Annotated in this window: 11 protein-coding genes, 1 tRNA gene and 1 pseudogene; all 13 read left to right on the forward strand. The window is 62.2% G+C overall.

Annotation, left to right across the window (positions count from 1 at the left end; all coding sequences use genetic code 11):
- On the forward strand, window positions 1–76 hold a 76-nt coding region (locus tag AC0L3H_RS20900; RefSeq protein WP_454589835.1), incomplete at its 5' end, for an EF-Tu C-terminal domain-related protein.
- A 180-nt stretch (window positions 77–256) separates the two neighbouring features.
- Window positions 257–2,076 (forward strand): annotated as a pseudogene (locus AC0L3H_RS20905) (COG3904 family protein).
- 203 nt (window positions 2,077–2,279) lie between these two features.
- Complete coding sequence (locus AC0L3H_RS20910) at window positions 2,280–3,947, forward strand: COG3904 family protein (RefSeq protein WP_473586755.1); 1,668 nt, start codon at window positions 2,280–2,282, stop codon at window positions 3,945–3,947.
- 112 nt (window positions 3,948–4,059) lie between these two features.
- Complete coding sequence (locus tag AC0L3H_RS20915; protein ID WP_128248381.1) at window positions 4,060–4,569, forward strand: metal-dependent hydrolase; 510 nt, start codon at window positions 4,060–4,062, stop codon at window positions 4,567–4,569.
- Window positions 4,570–4,604: 35 nt separating this feature from the next.
- Window positions 4,605–4,680: transfer RNA gene (locus tag AC0L3H_RS20920), tRNA-Trp, on the forward strand.
- 373 nt (window positions 4,681–5,053) lie between these two features.
- Complete coding sequence (gene secE / locus AC0L3H_RS20925) at window positions 5,054–5,257, forward strand: preprotein translocase subunit SecE (RefSeq protein ID WP_013531408.1); 204 nt, start codon at window positions 5,054–5,056, stop codon at window positions 5,255–5,257.
- 27 nt (window positions 5,258–5,284) lie between these two features.
- The gene (gene nusG, locus AC0L3H_RS20930) at window positions 5,285–5,812 is read left to right on the forward strand and encodes a transcription termination/antitermination protein NusG (RefSeq protein WP_006333333.1); all 528 of its coding nucleotides are present in this window, start codon (window positions 5,285–5,287) and stop codon (window positions 5,810–5,812) included.
- A 169-nt stretch (window positions 5,813–5,981) separates the two neighbouring features.
- Window positions 5,982–6,410 carry a 50S ribosomal protein L11 gene (gene rplK / locus AC0L3H_RS20935; protein WP_023798121.1) on the forward strand — a complete coding sequence of 143 codons (429 nt, stop codon included), beginning with the start codon at window positions 5,982–5,984 and terminating at the stop codon, window positions 6,408–6,410.
- 4 nt (window positions 6,411–6,414) lie between these two features.
- Window positions 6,415–7,113, forward strand: a complete 699-nt coding sequence (gene rplA, locus AC0L3H_RS20940; RefSeq protein WP_027155818.1) for a 50S ribosomal protein L1 — start codon at window positions 6,415–6,417, stop codon at window positions 7,111–7,113.
- Window positions 7,114–7,526: 413 nt separating this feature from the next.
- Entirely contained in the window at window positions 7,527–8,045 is a 519-nt protein-coding gene (gene rplJ / locus AC0L3H_RS20945; RefSeq protein WP_023798119.1) for a 50S ribosomal protein L10, read from the forward strand.
- Between the two features lie 54 nt (window positions 8,046–8,099).
- Window positions 8,100–8,477 (forward strand): 50S ribosomal protein L7/L12, encoded by a 378-nt coding sequence (rplL, locus tag AC0L3H_RS20950; protein WP_023680442.1) that lies wholly within the window; start codon window positions 8,100–8,102, stop codon window positions 8,475–8,477.
- Window positions 8,478–8,730: 253 nt separating this feature from the next.
- The gene (rpoB, locus tag AC0L3H_RS20955) at window positions 8,731–12,867 is read left to right on the forward strand and encodes a DNA-directed RNA polymerase subunit beta (protein WP_023798118.1); all 4,137 of its coding nucleotides are present in this window, start codon (window positions 8,731–8,733) and stop codon (window positions 12,865–12,867) included.
- Window positions 12,868–13,051: 184 nt separating this feature from the next.
- Window positions 13,052–17,248, forward strand: coding sequence for a DNA-directed RNA polymerase subunit beta' (rpoC, locus tag AC0L3H_RS20960; protein ID WP_091591775.1), 4,197 nt, complete (start codon window positions 13,052–13,054; stop codon window positions 17,246–17,248).
- Window positions 17,249–17,536 lie beyond the last annotated feature (288 nt).

Here is a 17,536-nt window from a genome sequence, read left to right on the forward strand (position 1 = left end):
AGAGAAGCTGCGCTTCGCCATCCGTGAAGGCGGCCGCACCGTCGGTGCCGGCATCGTCGTCACCATCAAAGAGTAATCGACGCCGGCATCCACCGGATCGACAGGGAAGGGCGGTCTTCGGGCCGCCCTTTTTTCTTATTTGCGTACACCCGGCTTGCCAGTTTTAGGTACAGCCGGCGCCTTCGTCGTCGCATATCCCTGTTGCAAGCCTTCAAAGCTGAACTAGTATAGGTCGCATTGCGGGGGGGCTTGCCCGATGGTTCCATGGCACGGTCTGAATGGTCAGGCATGGTGGATGCTTGGGCTGATCTGCCTGGCGTCGTTCCTCATCATGGAACATGCTGCCTTCGCGGCGGACACCAAAGAATCCGGGCCGGATCTTGGTCCGGCGATGCGGTTTGTCGTCGTCCGCAGCAGCGCGCCCGGTTGCGAACCGACCTGCCCGGAATGGATATCGGCTGAAGGCTCAATAGAAGTTGGCACGCCGGCCCTGTTGAAACGCACGCTCAAGGGGCTTGGTGGCCGAAAACTGCCGATCGTAGTCAGTTCTCCGGGCGGCAATGTCGATGCAGCCCTTCAGATCGGCCGCATGATCCGCAAGAATAAGCTCGATATCGCAGTCGGTGCGACGATGTTTTACGGCTGCGAGCCACAGATGAACAATTGCCAAGCCAATGACGGCAAGGGCGCGACCTATTTCGGCTTCACCTATGCCAGTGGCGCCATCTGCAATTCCGCTTGTCCGCTGATGTTTGCCGGCGGCATCAGGCGCGTTGCCGGACAATGGGCCTATCTCGGCGTCCATCAGATTACCACGACCCACATCCAGACGAAATTGCAGTACCGGACCACCTATCACGTGGTCGGAGGCAAGAAGAAGGTCCTCAGCAAGAAGATCGTCGGCCGCAAGAACGCCGGCAGCTCCAAAACCTACGAGATGAGCAAGTCGGTGGAGAAAAGACTGGCAGCCTATTTGAAGGAGATGGGCGTCGATCATGGCGTGCTGGACGTAATGAAAGCAACGCCGGCCAGCGATATAAGGCAGATCAAGTCGGGAGATATGCTGGCGATGAAGCTCGTCACCAGCCTCGACTCCGTCGACATCCTGACGGAGGCGGCCATATGCCGGCGGAGCCCGGCGCCGCCGAACTGCAGGGAGGTCCCTGCGAATGCCAAGCCGGCCAAGCCAGCAGCGATCGAGGCGAAGGCCGGATCCTCTCAACCGGATCAAGTCCCACTTTCTCAGTCGGCCAAGGATGCACCTACTCAGCCGGTCGAGGCAGCGCCAGGGAACGAGGCGCCGGACAAGGGCTCCATACTCGTTCGCGGCAGCAATCCGATGTGCGAGCCCCACTGCCCGGAATGGATGTGGGCTCTGCCGCTCGGGGCAGTGCCAGGGAACGGGGCACCCGAGATGAGCTTCGTCGTGGTTCGTGGCAGCAATTCGTCCTGCAATCCCGACTGTCCGGAATGGATATCGGCCCAAGGCGTAATCACGAGCCAGACCCCGCAGAAGCTGCGCCATTTCCTCGCCACGCTTGGCAACCGGCGGCTGCCCATAGTGGTTAGCTCGCGAGGTGGCGACTTATTTGGCGCCTTGGCGGCCGGGAGGATTATCCACGAGAGGAGGCTCGACGTCGCCGTTGCTCGCACCGTTTTCGTTGGCTGCGACCCGGGAGAGTGGAGTTGCCTGGCCAAAGACGGTGCATATGCCGGAGTGGCCAGCGATGCGAAAGGCGACTGCGATTCGGCCTGCGCGCTGATGCTGGCGGGCGGCGTCAGGCGGCTTGTCGGTTCATGGGCGCTGCTCAGCCTGGGCCTGATGGGACAAACCAGCTGATCAAGACTTACCTTGACGAGATGGCAATCAACGCTGATCTGTTCATGGCGCTTCAGCGCATTCCGGTCGAGCACCAACTCGAACCTGACACGATGCTGAAGCTTGGCCTGACGACGGGTCCTCAATCCGTGGACGAACTGACCGGCGCCACCATTTGCAAGTCGCTGCCGAAGCCCGACAATTGCAGGGTCACGCCGTCAACCAACGCCGAAGCCGCGGCGCCCCCCAGGCTGTAGCTTCGCGTCGGCCAATAATCGGCGTCGGCGTTGCCGGCCGATATCCGATGCGAAGGGCGGTCCTCGGGCTGCCCTTTTTGCTTATTCGCGTACACCCGGTTTGCCTTTTTAGGTACGGCCGGCGCTTGCGCCATCGTCGCAAAACGCTGTTGCAAGCCGGCAAAGCTGAACTACTATAGGTCGCATTGCGGGGGGCTTCCCGAATGGTTTCGTGGCACCGTCTGAATAGCCAGGCATGGTGGATGCTTGGGATGATCTTGCTGGCGTCGTTCCTGGTCATGGGACACGCTGCCTTTGCGGCGAATACCAAAAAATCCGCGCCGGATCTTGGTCCGACGATGCGGTTTGTCGTCGTCCGCAGCAGCGCGCCTGGTTGCGAACCGACCTGCCCGGAATGGATATCGGCTGAAGGCTCGATAGAGGCCGGCACGCCGGCCCTGTTCAAGCGCACGCTCAAGGGGCTTGGTGGCCGAAAACTGCCCGTTGTCGTGGATTCTCCCGGCGGCAACGTCGAAGCGGCGCTGGCGCTTGGCCGGCTGCTGCGCAAGAACAAGCTCGATATCGCGGTCGGCAAAACCCGGTTCACCGGCTGCCAGCCCGATGCCAAGGACTGCAAGCAAAACGACGGCAAGGGCGCTCGCTATTTCGGCAATGCCTATGCCAGCAGCGCCATCTGCAATTCAGCCTGTCCGCTGATGTTTGCCGGCGGCATCAGGCGCGTCGTCGGGCAATGGGCCTTTCTCGGCGTACATCAGATCACCACGACCTACATCCGCACGAAATTGCAGTACCGGACCACCTATCGCGTGGTCGGAGGCAAGAAGAAGATCGTCAGCAAGAAGATCGTCGGCCGCAAGAACGCCGGCAGCTACAAGACCTACGAGATGAGCAAGTCGGTGGAGAAAAGACTGGCTGCCTATCTGAACGAAATGGGCGTCGGCCAGGCCGTGCTCGAGACGATGAAGAACACGCCGGCCAGCAGCATCCAGCAGCTGGCTCCCTACGACATGCTGCAGGCGAAGCTGGTGACCAGCCTGGATGCCGTCGACCTGCTGACCGCGCCAACCCTGTGCAACACCGATCCGGTGGCCGCGAACTGCAGGGAAATACCGGCGCCGGCCGGCGACGTGGTGGCCTACGCCAAGCACGCTCCCGCCGCGCCGGTCGAACCTGAAACCGGGCAGCGGGCCGATGTTGGCGATATGCGCTTCGTCCTGGTTCGCGGCAGAAGTTTTCTCTGCGATCCCAATTGTCCCGAATGGATCTCGGCGGAAGGCACGATCAGCGCTCGAACGCCGGAACGGCTGCGCCAACTGCTGGACACGATCGGTGACCGGCGACTTCCCGTGGTGATCAACTCGCCGGGAGGCGACGTGCTCGGCGCTCTGGCCGCCGGAAGGTTGATCCGAGAACGCAAGCTCGATGTGGCGGTTGCGCGGACGGACTTCATTGGATGCGAGCCGGACAAGGCGGATTGCACCGCCGAGGATGGCGTCCATGTCGGACTGACGATCGATGCGAGCGGCGCGTGTGGCGCGGCCTGTCCGATCATGCTTGCCGGCGGTGTCAGGCGCCTTGTCGGTCCTCGCGCGCAGTTGACCGTGCACTCGATGGGGCTGGAGCAGCGGGTCAAAACCTATCTCAGGGAAATGGCGGTCGGATCCGCTCTGCTGGCGGCGATGCGGTCGGTGCCCGCCTCGCGCCATCGGCAGCTCGAACCCGAGATGATGCTGAAAGTCGGGCTGACGACCGGGCTTGGTTCGGCCGATGAATTTACCGGCCCGACCATCTGCAAGTCGCAGCCAATGCCGGAGAATTGCCGCGTCGTGTCGACGTCCGAGGTTCAGGCCGAGGCGGCCGTCAAGCTGTAAGGCGCAGTCACGCCCCAGCCCAGCGCGATAGGGCGAGGCGGGGTAGTCCTTCCTGAATGCGCCACAATCCGCCGCGACGTTCGACCGATTCGGCAATGAACAAGGTTTGACGATGCTGATCGCTCATCTTCCGGCTGGCTACATACTCGGTACTTTCGCACGAAACCGTTGGCCCGGCAGATCGGGGATCATGGCGGCGGCAATGCTCGGCAGCGTCGTCCCGGACCTCGACATGGTCTATTTCCATTTTGTCGATGGCGGACGAACCCATCACCACGCCTACGTCACGCACTGGCCGCTCTTCTGGGCAGCGGTTGGCCTTGTGGCACTGTCGGTCGCGAAATGGCGGGATCCGCGATATCTGGCCCCGGTCGGCGCCTTCTTTGCCGCCGCAATGATACACATGATCCTGGACTCAGTGGCGTCGCCTATCATGTGGCTAATGCCGTTCGACCGGCGCGCGCTCGAACTCGTCACGGTTCCGGCGATGTATCGCAACTGGGTCATGAGCTTCATGTTGCATTGGACTTTTGCCCTCGAACTTCTGATATGCGCCTGGGCGCTGGCCCTCGGATTTCGACGATTGCAGCCCGGCGCGGCCACGCCTGAAAACTCGACTTGAGTTCTTGTCCGCTTTATGAAATAGCAGCGCGCGATACGGGCATAGCTCAGTTGGTAGAGCGGCGGTCTCCAAAACCGCAGGTCGTAGGTTCGAGCCCTGCTGCCCGTGCCATTTTTCGAAATGGCCAATTCATGAAAAAATTTCTGGTCTTCCGCGCATCGACCTTTTGAAAATCGCGCGGTGGCTTGCCATATAGGCTGTCTTGAGGCATAAGAGCGCCATAGCCGGAACGGGACGACTGGATGGTTCCGAGGCGGCGTTTGGCATAAAGCGGACACTTGCCACTTGCGTGGATCAAGAATCGGTTTTATGTAGACGAAACAGACACGCGACGCGTGGAGCTGGGAAGCCGGCTTTACGCGTCCGATTTGCATGGGCGAAATGATTGCGCTGATTCGGCGCGGACACAGGCTCAGGCGGCACATCCCGGCCAGCGGGATCATCCAGGAGATCCGGTCAACGGGTCTTGCAGACAGAGCGGCACATGGCTTCGAAAACCACAAATCCATTCGTCTTTCTCCAGCAGGTTCGCGCGGAGACCGCCAAGGTGACTTGGCCGTCGCGTCGCGAAACGATGATCTCGACGGTGATGGTTCTGGCGTTCGCTGTGATCGCGATGATCTTTTTCTTTACTGCCGATCAGCTCATGGGCCTCGCGGTCGAGCAGATTCTGGGCATTGGACGCTGAGTCCGGCGATTACGGAGAAGCCTTGAAATGACTGCGCGGTGGTACATCGTCCACGCCTATTCGAACTTTGAAAAAAAGGTCGCTGAGGACATCGAGAACAAGGCCAAGCAGAAAGGCCTGTCCGCTGACATCGAGCAGATCGTGGTGCCTACCGAGAAGGTCGTCGAGATACGCCGCGGCCGCAAGGTCGATGCCGAGCGCAAGTTCTTCCCGGGCTACGTGCTGCTGAAGGCCAACCTGACCGACGCAGTGTTCTCGCTCGTGAAGAACACGCCGAAGGTCACCGGCTTCCTGGGTGATTCGAAGCCGGTGCCGATCACCGAGGCCGAGGCCCAGCGCATCCTGAACCAGGTGCAGGAAGGCGTCGAGCGGCCGAAGCCGTCGGTCACTTTTGAGATCGGCGAGGCGATCCGCGTCTCGGACGGTCCGTTCGCCTCGTTCAACGGTTTCGTCCAGGAAGTGGACGAGGAGCGGGCGCGGCTCAAGGTGGAAGTTTCGATCTTCGGGCGCGCCGTGCCGGTCGATCTCGAATTCGGACAGGTCGAAAAGGGCTGATCCGAAATCCTTGTCGCCAATTCGGCGGTGAGGGAGGCGGCGTGGAAATCGCCGCCAAAACGGGTGGGAGGCGAATGCGGCTTTAGCCCGCTGCAGGAACCGCACCACCAGACTGCAACCGCCGGTGTTGCCCAGATTTGGGGCCGGCATGAGATAAAGGCAGGAAGAGATGGCTAAGAAAATTGCAGGCCAGCTCAAGCTCCAGGTTTCCGCGGGCTCGGCGACGCCGTCGCCCCCGATCGGACCGGCGCTTGGTCAGCGCGGCATCAACATCATGGAGTTCTGCAAGGCGTTCAACGCGCAGACCCAGGAAATGGAAAAGGGATCGCCGGTTCCGGTCGTGATCACCTACTACCAGGACAAGTCGTTCACCTTCGTCATGAAGACGCCGCCGGTGAGCTACTTCCTGAAGAAGGCCGCAAACCTGAAGTCGGGCTCGAAGGAGCCGGGCAAGGTCAAGGCCGGCACGATCGGCCGCGACAAGGTGCGCGCCATCGCCGAGCAGAAGATGAAGGATCTGAACGCGACCGATATCGAGGGGGCCATGCGCATGGTCGAGGGCTCCGCCCGCTCGATGGGTCTGGAAGTGGTGGGCTGAGATCATGGCAAAGATTGCAAAGCGTGTATCGAAGACCCGCGAAGGCATCGATCCCAACAAGGCCTATGCCTTGGGTGATGCGCTGAAGCTGCTCAAGGACCGGTCCTCGGTGAAGTTCGACGAGACCGTTGAAATCGCGATGAACCTGGGTGTCGACCCGCGCCATGCCGACCAGATGGTCCGTGGCGTGGTCAACCTGCCGAACGGCACCGGCCGTACCGTCCGCGTCGCGGTTTTCGCGCGTGGCGACAAGGCCGAGGAAGCCAAGGCGGCCGGCGCCGATATCGTTGGCGCCGAGGATCTGGTCGACATCGTCCAGAAGGGCACGATCGACTTCGATCGCTGCATCGCCACGCCGGACATGATGCCGCTGGTCGGCCGTCTGGGCAAGGTGCTCGGCCCGCGTGGCATGATGCCGAACCCCAAGGTCGGCACTGTCACCACCGACGTTACCGCCGCCGTCAAGGCGTCGAAGGGTGGCGCGGTCGAGTTCCGCGTCGAGAAGGCCGGCATCGTTCATGGCGGCGTCGGCAAGATCTCGTTCGACGTCAAGGCACTGGAAGAGAACGTCCGCGCCTTCGCTGACGCGGTCACCAAGGCGAAGCCGGCTGGCGCCAAGGGCAACTACGTCAAGAAGGTGTCGGTCACCTCGACGATGGGCCCTGGCCTCAAGCTCGACGTCTCGACGTTGGCAGCGTCCTGATACGAACCATTTGGATCTGCCGCTAAAGGGCTGATCCGCAAACAGAATTCCGGGCCTCCGATTATCTTGGCGGCCCGGTACCGGAAGTCGGAAGGCTTCCGGACATCCTGTCCGAGATTGCGGGCGGCCCCAGGCCTTGGTTCAAGGGGGGGCCTTAATTCATGTGGGCCTGCATGAGACGGGTGAAGACCGGACAACGGAGCGACTGCTCCAATGAAAGGTTCGAACCGTGTTTGCCTTTTGTCTGCGCACCATTCGGCTTGCCGGCTGGTGTGGCGAAAGGGGGCAGGATCCTCGAGCGTCGTTCGGGAGATCCGTTACTGGATGGCCCGGCCGGCAAAAGGCAACCCGACACCTGTCCTCGTAATGGGAATGTTCCCGTTAACAGGATTGGGGTCAACTGGAGATAGGCAGTGGACAGAGCGGAAAAACGCGAACTCGTCACGGGCCTGAATGAAGCGTTTTCGGGCGCTGGTTCAGTCGTCGTGGCCCACTACGCCGGTATTACCGTCGCGCAAATGAACGACCTTCGGTCGAAAATGCGTGTCGCCGGTGGCACCGTCAAAGTCGCGAAGAACCGTCTCGCCAAAATCGCTCTTCAGGGCACGGACTCCGCATCGATCATCGACCTGTTCAAGGGACAGACGCTGATCGCCTATTCGGAGGATCCGATTGCGGCGCCGAAGGTCGCGTCCGATTTCGCCAAGGGAAATGACAAGCTCGTCATTCTCGGCGGCGCAATGGGCACCACCTCGCTCAACGCCGACGGTGTGAAGGCACTCGCCACACTTCCGTCGCTCGATGAGCTGCGCGCCAGGCTGGTTGGCATGATCGCCACGCCGGCAACCCGGATCGCCCAGATCGTCAATGCGCCTGCGGCTTCGGTCGCGCGCGTCATCGGCGCTTACGCCCGGAAGGACGAGGCGGCATGAGGCCGTTCCTCGCTATCACAAACACACGTTCGAACCTTATGAAGGAATATTGCAATGGCTGATCTGGCAAAGATCGTAGACGACCTTTCGAAGCTGACCGTCCTCGAGGCGGCCGAGCTGTCGAAGCTTCTGGAAGAAAAGTGGGGCGTTTCCGCTGCTGCTCCGGTGGCGGTTGCTGCCGCCGGCGGTGCTGCGGCTGCTGCTGCTCCGGTCGAGGAAAAGACGGAATTCGACGTCGTCCTCACCGAGGCGGGCGCTCAGAAGATCAACGTCATCAAGGAAGTTCGCGCCATCACCGGTCTTGGCCTCAAGGAAGCCAAGGACTTGGTCGAGGCGGCTCCGAAGCCGGTCAAGGAAGCTGTTTCCAAGGCCGACGCGGACAAGTTCAAGGCCCAGCTGGAAGCAGCCGGCGCCAAGGTCGAACTGAAGTAAGCGTTTGATATCGGCGGGCGGCCTCGCGCCGTCCGCCGCTCCCTTGGCGCGAAGGGAGGCTGCGTAACGCGAAGAGTACGAAAACCTCTTTCCTGAGGGCCGTAAGCCGGCCTTCAGGAAACGGGTTTTCTCCCGTTTTGGCCGGCCACCGACAGGTGGCGGGTGAACAAATAAAGGCCGCCGCCGAAGGTGGCCGAGAATGCAAGGCGAGCCGCGGCGAGGCTCGCCCCGAGAATCGAGCTAAGGAGCGACGATGGCCCAGACACAAACTTTCAATGGCCGCAGACGCGTACGCAAATTCTTCGGAAAGATTCCGGAAGTTGCGGAGATGCCGAACCTGATCGAGGTTCAGAAGGCATCCTATGACCAGTTCCTGATGGTCGAGGAGCCCAAGGGCGGGCGTCCTGACGAGGGGCTGCAGGCGGTTTTCAAATCGGTGTTCCCGATTTCCGACTTTTCCGGCTCCTCGATGCTGGAATTCGTGAAGTACGAGTTCGAAGCACCGAAATTCGACGTTGACGAATGCCGTCAGCGCGACCTGACCTATGCCGCGCCACTCAAGGTGACGCTGCGCCTCATCGTGTTCGATATCGACGAGGATACCGGCGCCAAGTCGATCAAGGACATCAAGGAGCAGGACGTCTATATGGGCGACATGCCGCTCATGACCTTGAACGGCACCTTCATCGTCAATGGCACCGAGCGCGTCATCGTCTCGCAGATGCACCGTTCGCCGGGCGTCTTCTTCGACCATGACAAGGGCAAGTCGCACTCGTCGGGCAAGCTGCTGTTTGCCGCGCGCGTCATCCCCTATCGCGGATCGTGGCTCGACATCGAGTTCGACTCGAAGGACGTCGTGCACGCCCGCATCGACCGCCGCCGCAAGATTCCGGTGACGTCGCTGCTGATGGCGCTCGGCATGGACGCCGAGGAGATCCTGTCGACCTTCTACAACAAGATCACCTACAAGCGCGCCGGCGACCACTGGCGCATCCCGTTCAACGTCGAGCGTTTCCGCGGCCTCAAGGCTGTCGGCGACCTGATCGATGCAGACACCAACGAGGTCGTCGTCGAGGCCGGCAAGAAGATCACCGCACGCCAGGCCCGTCAGCTCGGCGAAAAAGGTCTCAAGGCGATCAAGGCGACCGACGAGGATCTGCTCGGCAACTACCTTGCCGAGGACATCGTCAACTATGCGACCGGCGAGATTTTCCTCGAGGCCGGCGACGAGATCGACGAAAAGACGCTAAAAGTGCTTCTCGCCGCCGGCGACGACGAGATCAAGGTTCTCGACATCGACCACGTCAATGTCGGCGCCTATATCCGCAACACGCTCAACGTCGACAAGAACGAGAGCCGCCAGGACGCGCTGTTCGACATCTACCGGGTCATGCGCCCCGGCGAGCCGCCGACGCTGGAAACCGCCGAAGCCATGTTCAACTCGCTGTTCTTCGACAGCGAGCGCTATGACCTGTCGGCCGTCGGCCGCGTCAAGATGAACATGCGCCTCGAGCTCAAGGCCGAGGACACCGTGCGCGTGCTGCGCAAGGACGACATCCTGGCCGTGGTCAAGACGCTGGTCGAACTGCGTGATGGCAAGGGCGAGATCGACGACATCGACAATCTCGGCAATCGCCGCGTGCGCTCGGTCGGCGAGCTGATGGAGAACCAGTACCGCGTCGGCCTGTTGCGCATGGAGCGCGCGATCAAGGAACGCATGTCCTCGATCGAGATCGATACGGTGATGCCGCAGGACCTGATCAACGCCAAGCCAGCGGCTGCCGCCGTGCGCGAGTTCTTCGGTTCCTCGCAGCTGTCGCAGTTCATGGACCAGACCAACCCGCTGTCGGAGATCACCCACAAGCGCCGTCTCTCGGCGCTTGGACCCGGTGGTCTGACCCGCGAGCGCGCCGGCTTCGAGGTGCGCGACGTGCATCCGACGCATTACGGCCGCATCTGCCCGATCGAGACGCCGGAAGGCCCGAACATCGGTCTGATCAACTCGCTGGCCACCTTTGCGCGCGTCAACAAGTATGGCTTCATCGAGAGCCCGTACCGCAAGATCGTCAACGGCAAGCTGACCAATGAGGTCGTCTATCTCTCCGCGATGGAAGAGGCCAAGCACCACGTCGCCCAGGCCAATGCCGAGCTCGACAAGAATGGTGGTTTCGTCGACGAATTCGTCATTTGCCGCAATGCCGGCGAAGTGATGATGGCGCCGCGCGAAAACGTCGATCTGATGGACGTGTCGCCGAAGCAGATGGTGTCGGTGGCCGCGGCGCTGATCCCGTTCCTCGAGAACGACGACGCCAACCGCGCGCTGATGGGCTCGAACATGCAGCGTCAGGCCGTGCCGCTGGTGCGCGCCGAAGCGCCGTTCGTCGGCACCGGCATGGAGCCGATCGTCGCCCGTGACTCCGGCGCCGCCATCGGCGCCCGCCGCGGCGGCATCGTCGACCAGGTCGACGCGACGCGTATCGTCATCCGCGCCACCGAAGATCTCGATCCCGGCAAGTCGGGCGTAGACATCTACCGGCTGATGAAGTTCCAGCGTTCGAACCAGAACACCTGCATCAACCAGCGTCCGCTGGTGCGCATGGGCGACCTGGTCAACAAGGGCGACATCATCGCCGACGGTCCGTCGACCGAGCTTGGCGATCTGGCGCTCGGCCGCAATGTGCTGGTCGCGTTCATGCCGTGGAACGGTTACAACTACGAGGACTCGATCCTCTTGTCCGAGCGCATCGTCGCCGACGACGTCTTCACCTCGATCCACATCGAGGAGTTCGAGGTCATGGCGCGCGATACCAAGCTCGGGCCGGAGGAAATCACCCGCGACATTCCCAATGTCTCGGAAGAAGCGCTGAAGAACCTCGACGAGGCCGGCATCGTCTATATCGGTGCCGAAGTGCAGCCGGGCGACATCCTGGTTGGCAAGATCACGCCGAAGGGCGAAAGCCCGATGACGCCGGAAGAAAAGCTTCTGCGCGCCATTTTTGGTGAAAAGGCATCGGACGTGCGTGACACCTCCATGCGCATGCCGCCCGGAACCTTCGGCACCGTCGTCGAAGTGCGCGTCTTCAACCGCCACGGCGTGGAGAAGGACGAGCGCGCCATGGCGATCGAACGCGAGGAGATCGAACGCCTCGCCAAGGACCGCGACGACGAGCAGGCGATTCTCGACCGCAACGTCTATTCGCGCCTGTCCGACGTTCTCGTCGGCAAGGATGCGATTGCCGGGCCGAAGGGTTTCAAGAAGGGCTCGAAGCTGTCGAAGGACACGCTCGACGAGTATCCGCGTTCGCAGTGGTGGCAGTTTGCGGTGGAGAACGAAAAGCTCCAGAGCGAACTGGAAGCCCTGCGTGGCCAGTACGACGATTCCAAGAAGGCGCTCGAACAGCGCTTCATGGACAAGGTCGAGAAGGTGCAGCGCGGCGACGAGATGCCTCCCGGCGTCATGAAGATGGTCAAGGTCTTCGTGGCCGTGAAGCGCAAGATGCAGCCCGGCGACAAAATGGCCGGCCGGCACGGCAACAAGGGTGTCGTGTCGCGGATCGTTCCGGTCGAGGACATGCCGTTCCTCGAGGACGGCACGCATGCCGATATCGTGCTCAACCCGCTGGGTGTGCCGAGCCGCATGAATGTCGGCCAGATCCTGGAGACGCATCTGGGCTGGGCTTGCGCCGGAATGGGCAGGAAGATCGGCGAGTTGATCGACGCGTACAAGACAGGCGGCGACATCAAGCCGCTGCGCAAGACGCTCGAGAGCTTCATGCCGGCCAACGACCGCAACGAGCCGGTCCGCGACTATGACGACGAGAGCGTCGTTCGCCTCAGCGAGCAGATGCGCCGCGGCGTCTCCATCGCGACACCGGTGTTCGACGGCGCGCACGAGGCCGACATCAACATCATGCTGGAGCAGGCGGGCCTGCACACCAGCGGTCAGTCGCAGCTCTATGACGGACGCACCGGCGAGCCGTTCGATCGCAAAGTGACGATGGGCTACATATATATGCTCAAGCTTCACCATCTTGTGGACGACAAGATCCACGCGCGTTCGATCGGGCCGTACTCGCTCGTTACCCAGCAGCCGCTGGGCGGCAAGGCGCAGTTCGGTGGCCAGCGCTTCGGCGAGATGGAGGTCTGGGCGCTCGAAGCGTACGGCGCCGCCTACACGCTGCAGGAGATGCTGACGGTGAAGTCGGACGACGTCGCCGGCCGCACCAAGGTCTACGAGGCGATCGTCAGAGGCGACGACACCTTCGAGGCCGGCATCCCCGAGAGCTTCAACGTTCTGGTCAAGGAAATGCGGTCTCTGGGCCTCAATGTCGAGCTGGAGAACACCAAGCTCGATGACAACCCGATCCGGCTGCCCGACGCGGCCGAATAAGCAAGACGTCCGGTCGCGGTTCCCCGCGGCCGGACGCCGAGCATGATCCCGAAAAGTGGTTACCGGTTTTCGGCCAAGATCATGCTCAAACAAGAGTTTTTCGACCGATGGTCGACCAAGTCGGCGGGCGTTTGGCCCGCGCTAGATGCAAGGGGTTTTCGATGACCCCGAAAAGGAGAACGGCATGAACCAAGAGGTCATGAATCTCTTCAATCCCCAGGCGCCTGCACAGGTGTTCGATTCCATCCGGATTTCGCTCGCCAGCCCTGAGAAGATTCTGTCCTGGTCGTTCGGCGAGATCAAGAAGCCGGAGACCATCAACTACCGCACCTTCAAGCCGGAGCGCGACGGCCTGTTCTGCGCGCGCATTTTCGGTCCGATCAAGGACTACGAATGCCTGTGCGGCAAGTACAAGCGCATGAAGTACAAGGGCGTCATCTGCGAGAAGTGCGGCGTCGAAGTCACGCTGTCGCGCGTCCGTCGCGAGCGCATGGGCCATATCGAGCTGGCCGCGCCGGTCGCCCATATCTGGTTCCTGAAGTCGCTGCCGTCGCGTATCGGCACGCTGCTCGACATGACGCTGAAGGACATCGAGCGCGTTCTCTATTTCGAGAACTACATCGTCACCGAGCCCGGCCTGACCGCGCTGAAGGAGCACCAGCTCCTCAGCGAGGAAGAGTACATGATGGCCGTCGACGAATATGGCGAGGATTCGTTCACCGCCATGATCGGCGCCGAGGCCATCCACGACCTTCTGGCCGGCATGGACCTGGAGAAGATCGCCGGCGACCTGCGTTCGGAGCTGGCTTCGACCACGTCCGAGCTCAAGCAGAAGAAGTATCTGAAGCGGCTCAAGGTCGTCGAGAACTTCATGGAGTCCGGCAACCGTCCGGAATGGATGATCATGAAGGTTGTCCCGGTGATCCCGCCGGACCTGCGCCCGTTGGTTCCCCTGGACGGCGGCCGCTTCGCCACGTCCGATCTCAACGATCTCTATCGCCGCGTCATCAACCGCAACAACCGCCTGAAGCGGCTGATCGAGCTGCGCGCGCCCGGCATCATCGTGCGCAATGAAAAGCGCATGCTGCAGGAAGCCGTCGACGCGCTGTTCGACAACGGCCGTCGCGGCCGCGTCATCACCGGCGCCAACAAGCGTCCGCTGAAGTCGCTGTCCGACATGCTGAAGGGCAAGCAGGGCCGGTTCCGCCAGAACCTGCTCGGCAAGCGCGTTGACTATTCCGGCCGCTCGGTCATCGTGACCGGTCCGGAGCTCAAGCTGCACCAGTGCGGCCTGCCGAAGAAGATGGCTCTCGAACTGTTCAAGCCCTTCATCTATGCCCGTCTCGACGCCAAGGGTTACTCCTCGACCGTCAAGCAGGCGAAGAAGCTGGTCGAGAAGGAGCGTCCGGAGGTCTGGGATATCCTCGACGAGGTCATCCGCGAGCATCCGGTGCTGTTGAACCGTGCGCCGACGCTGCACCGCCTCGGCATCCAGGCGTTCGAGCCGATCCTGATCGAAGGCAAGGCGATCCAGCTTCACCCGCTGGTCTGCACGGCCTTCAACGCCGACTTCGACGGCGACCAGATGGCGGTTCACGTGCCGCTGTCGCTGGAAGCACAGCTTGAAGCCCGCGTGCTGATGATGTCGACCAACAACATCCTGCACCCGGCTTCCGGCGCGCCAATCATCGTGCCGTCGCAGGACATGGTCCTGGGTCTCTACTACCTCTCGATCGTCAACCAGAACGAGCCGGGCGAGGGCATGGTGTTTGCCGACATGGGCGAACTCCAGCACGCGCTCGAGACCAAGGCGGTGACGCTGCACTCCAAGATCAAGGGCCGCTTCCGCTCGGTCGATGCGGACGGCAAGGTCGTGTCGAAGATCTACGACACCACGCCCGGCCGCATGATCATCGGCGAGCTTCTGCCGAAGAACGTCAATGTGCCGTACGAAACCGCCAACCAGGAGATGACCAAGAAGAACATCTCCAAGATGATCGACACCGTCTACCGCCATTGCGGTCAGAAGGAGACGGTCATTTTCTGCGATCGCATCATGGCCCTCGGCTTCAGCCACGCCTGCCGCGCCGGCATTTCGTTCGGCAAGGACGACATGCTGATCCCGGATGCCAAGATCAAGCTGGTTTCCGACACCGAGGCCTTGGCCAAGGAATACGAGCAGCAGTACAATGACGGCCTGATCACCCAGGGCGAGAAGTACAACAAGGTCGTCGACGCCTGGGCCAAGTGCTCGGAAAAGGTCGCCGACGAGATGATGGCCCGCATCAAGGCGGTCGAGTTCGAGGACAATGGCCGTCAAAAGCCGATGAACTCGATCTACATGATGTCGCACTCCGGTGCGCGCGGCTCGCCCACCCAGATGCGCCAGCTTGCCGGTATGCGCGGCCTGATGGCCAAGCCGAGCGGCGAGATCATCGAAACGCCGATCATCTCGAACTTCAAGGAAGGCCTGACCGTGCTCGAGTACTTCAACTCGACCCACGGCGCCCGCAAGGGTCTGGCCGACACCGCCTTGAAGACGGCGAACTCGGGTTACCTCACCCGTCGTCTGGTCGACGTCGCGCAGGACTGCATCGTCAACTCCGTCGACTGCGGCACCGACAAGGGCCTCACCATGCAGCCGATCGTCGATGCCGGCCAGGTCGTCGCTTCCGTCGGCCAGCGCGTTCTCGGCCGCACGGCGCTCGACGACATCACGCATCCGGTGACGGGTGAGGTTCTGGTCAAGGCCGGAACCCTGATGGACGAACGCGACGTCGAGCAGATCGAAAAGGCCGGCGTCCAGTCGGTCCGCATCCGCTCGGCGCTGACCTGCGACGTCAGGGTCGGTGTCTGCGCGGTCTGCTACGGACGCGATCTGGCCCGCGGCACCCCGGTCAACCAGGGCGAGGCTGTCGGCGTCATCGCGGCGCAGTCGATCGGCGAGCCGGGCACCCAGCTCACCATGCGTACCTTCCACATGGGCGGCACGGCGCAGGTGGTGGACTCGTCGTTCCTTGAAGCCTCCTATGAGGGCAAGGTCGAGATCCGCAACCGCAACGTGGTGCGCAACTCCGACGGCCAGCAGATGGTCATGGGCCGCAACATGGCCGTGCTGATCCTCGACGAGGCCGGCAAGGAGCGCGCCACGCACCGCCTCACCTATGGTTCGCGCATCTTCGTGGACGATGGCGACAAGGTGAAGCGCGGTCAGCGCATCGCCGAGTGGGATCCCTATACCCGCCCGGTCCTCACCGAAATCGAGGGCAAGGTGGCGTTCGAGGATCTGGTCGACGGCATTTCCGTCCAGGAAACGGCCGACGAATCGACCGGCATCACCAAGCGCGAGGTCATCGACTGGCGTTCGACGCCGCGCGGCAACGACCTCAAGCCGGCGATCGTAGTCCAGGACGCCAAGGGCAAGGTCGGCAAACTGTCGAAGGGCGGCGACGCTCGCTTCCTGCTCTCGGTCGAGGCCATTCTTTCGGTCGAGCCGGGTGCACAGGTTCGCCCCGGCGACGTGCTGGCGCGTATCCCGATGGAAAGCGCCAAGACCAAGGACATCACCGGCGGTCTGCCGCGTGTTGCCGAATTGTTCGAGGCACGCCGTCCGAAGGATCACGCCATCATCGCCGAGATCGATGGCACGATCCGCTTCGGCCGCGACTACAAGAACAAGCGCCGCATCATCATCGAGCCGCATGACTCGACGCTTGAGCCGGTCGAATACCTGATCCCGAAGGGCAAGCCGTTCCATCTCCAGGACGGCGACGTCATCGAGAAGGGCGACTACATCCTCGACGGCAATCCGGCGCCGCACGACATCCTGGCGATCAAGGGCGTGGAGGCGCTTGCCTCCTACCTCGTCAACGAGATCCAGGAGGTCTACCGCCTGCAGGGCGTGTCGATCAACGACAAGCACATCGAGGTGATCGTTCGCCAGATGCTGCAGAAGGTCGAGATCACTGCGCAGGGCGACTCGACCTACATTCCGGGCGACCACGTCGACGTGATCGAGCTGGAAGAGGTCAACGAGCGCCTGGTCGAGGACGGCAAGAAGCCGGCCGAAGGCCAGCCGGTGCTGTTGGGCATCACCAAGGCCTCGCTGCAGACGCCGTCCTTCATCTCGGCCGCCTCCTTCCAGGAGACGACCCGGGTGCTGACCGAAGCGGCGGTTGCCGGCAAGACCGACATGCTGCAGGGGCTGAAGGAAAACGTCATCGTCGGCCGTCTGATCCCGGCCGGCACCGGCGGCACGATGAGCCAGATCCGGCGCATCGCCACCTCGCGCGACGAGCTGATCATCGACGAGCGCCGCAAGGCGTCGGGCGTCGAGGTCGCCGACCCGATGCTGACCGACATGGCTTCCGCCGCGCAGTAAGCGCGGCGGGTAAGATCTCAGGCAACGAAGCCGTCGGGGCAACCCGGCGGCTTTTTTGCATGGTGAAGTTGGGGGATTCTTGCGAAGAGGACCCCCACCCTAACCCTCCCCACAAGGGGGAGGGAACGCTGCCGCGCGCCTTTATTTCTCCCCTTTGGCGCCGAAGCCAGGCAAGTTGCCAAGGTCAGCGCCAGCGGAAGTCTCCCTCCCCCTTGTGGGGAGGGGTTAGGGGTGGGGGTAAGTTGTGTGCGTCAAGTTCTGCAAAATGGCGTGGCATTCAGCGGTGAC

The sequence above is a fragment of the Mesorhizobium sp. WSM4816 genome (assembly GCF_055811535.1).

Excerpts from the sequence above, each read along its gene's own strand:
- rpoB (WP_023798118.1), top strand. The coding sequence starts at position 8,731 with ATGGCCCAGACACAAACTTTCAATGGCCGCAGACGCGTACGCAAATTC.
- AC0L3H_RS20915 (WP_128248381.1), top strand. The coding sequence starts at position 4,060 with ATGCTGATCGCTCATCTTCCGGCTGGCTACATACTCGGTACTTTCGCA.
- rplK (WP_023798121.1), top strand. The coding sequence starts at position 5,982 with ATGGCTAAGAAAATTGCAGGCCAGCTCAAGCTCCAGGTTTCCGCGGGC.
- rpoC (WP_091591775.1), top strand. The coding sequence starts at position 13,052 with ATGAACCAAGAGGTCATGAATCTCTTCAATCCCCAGGCGCCTGCACAG.
- rplL (WP_023680442.1), top strand. The coding sequence starts at position 8,100 with ATGGCTGATCTGGCAAAGATCGTAGACGACCTTTCGAAGCTGACCGTC.
- nusG (WP_006333333.1), top strand. The coding sequence starts at position 5,285 with ATGACTGCGCGGTGGTACATCGTCCACGCCTATTCGAACTTTGAAAAA.
- rplA (WP_027155818.1), top strand. The coding sequence starts at position 6,415 with ATGGCAAAGATTGCAAAGCGTGTATCGAAGACCCGCGAAGGCATCGAT.
- AC0L3H_RS20910 (WP_473586755.1), top strand. The coding sequence starts at position 2,280 with ATGGTTTCGTGGCACCGTCTGAATAGCCAGGCATGGTGGATGCTTGGG.
- secE (WP_013531408.1), top strand. The coding sequence starts at position 5,054 with ATGGCTTCGAAAACCACAAATCCATTCGTCTTTCTCCAGCAGGTTCGC.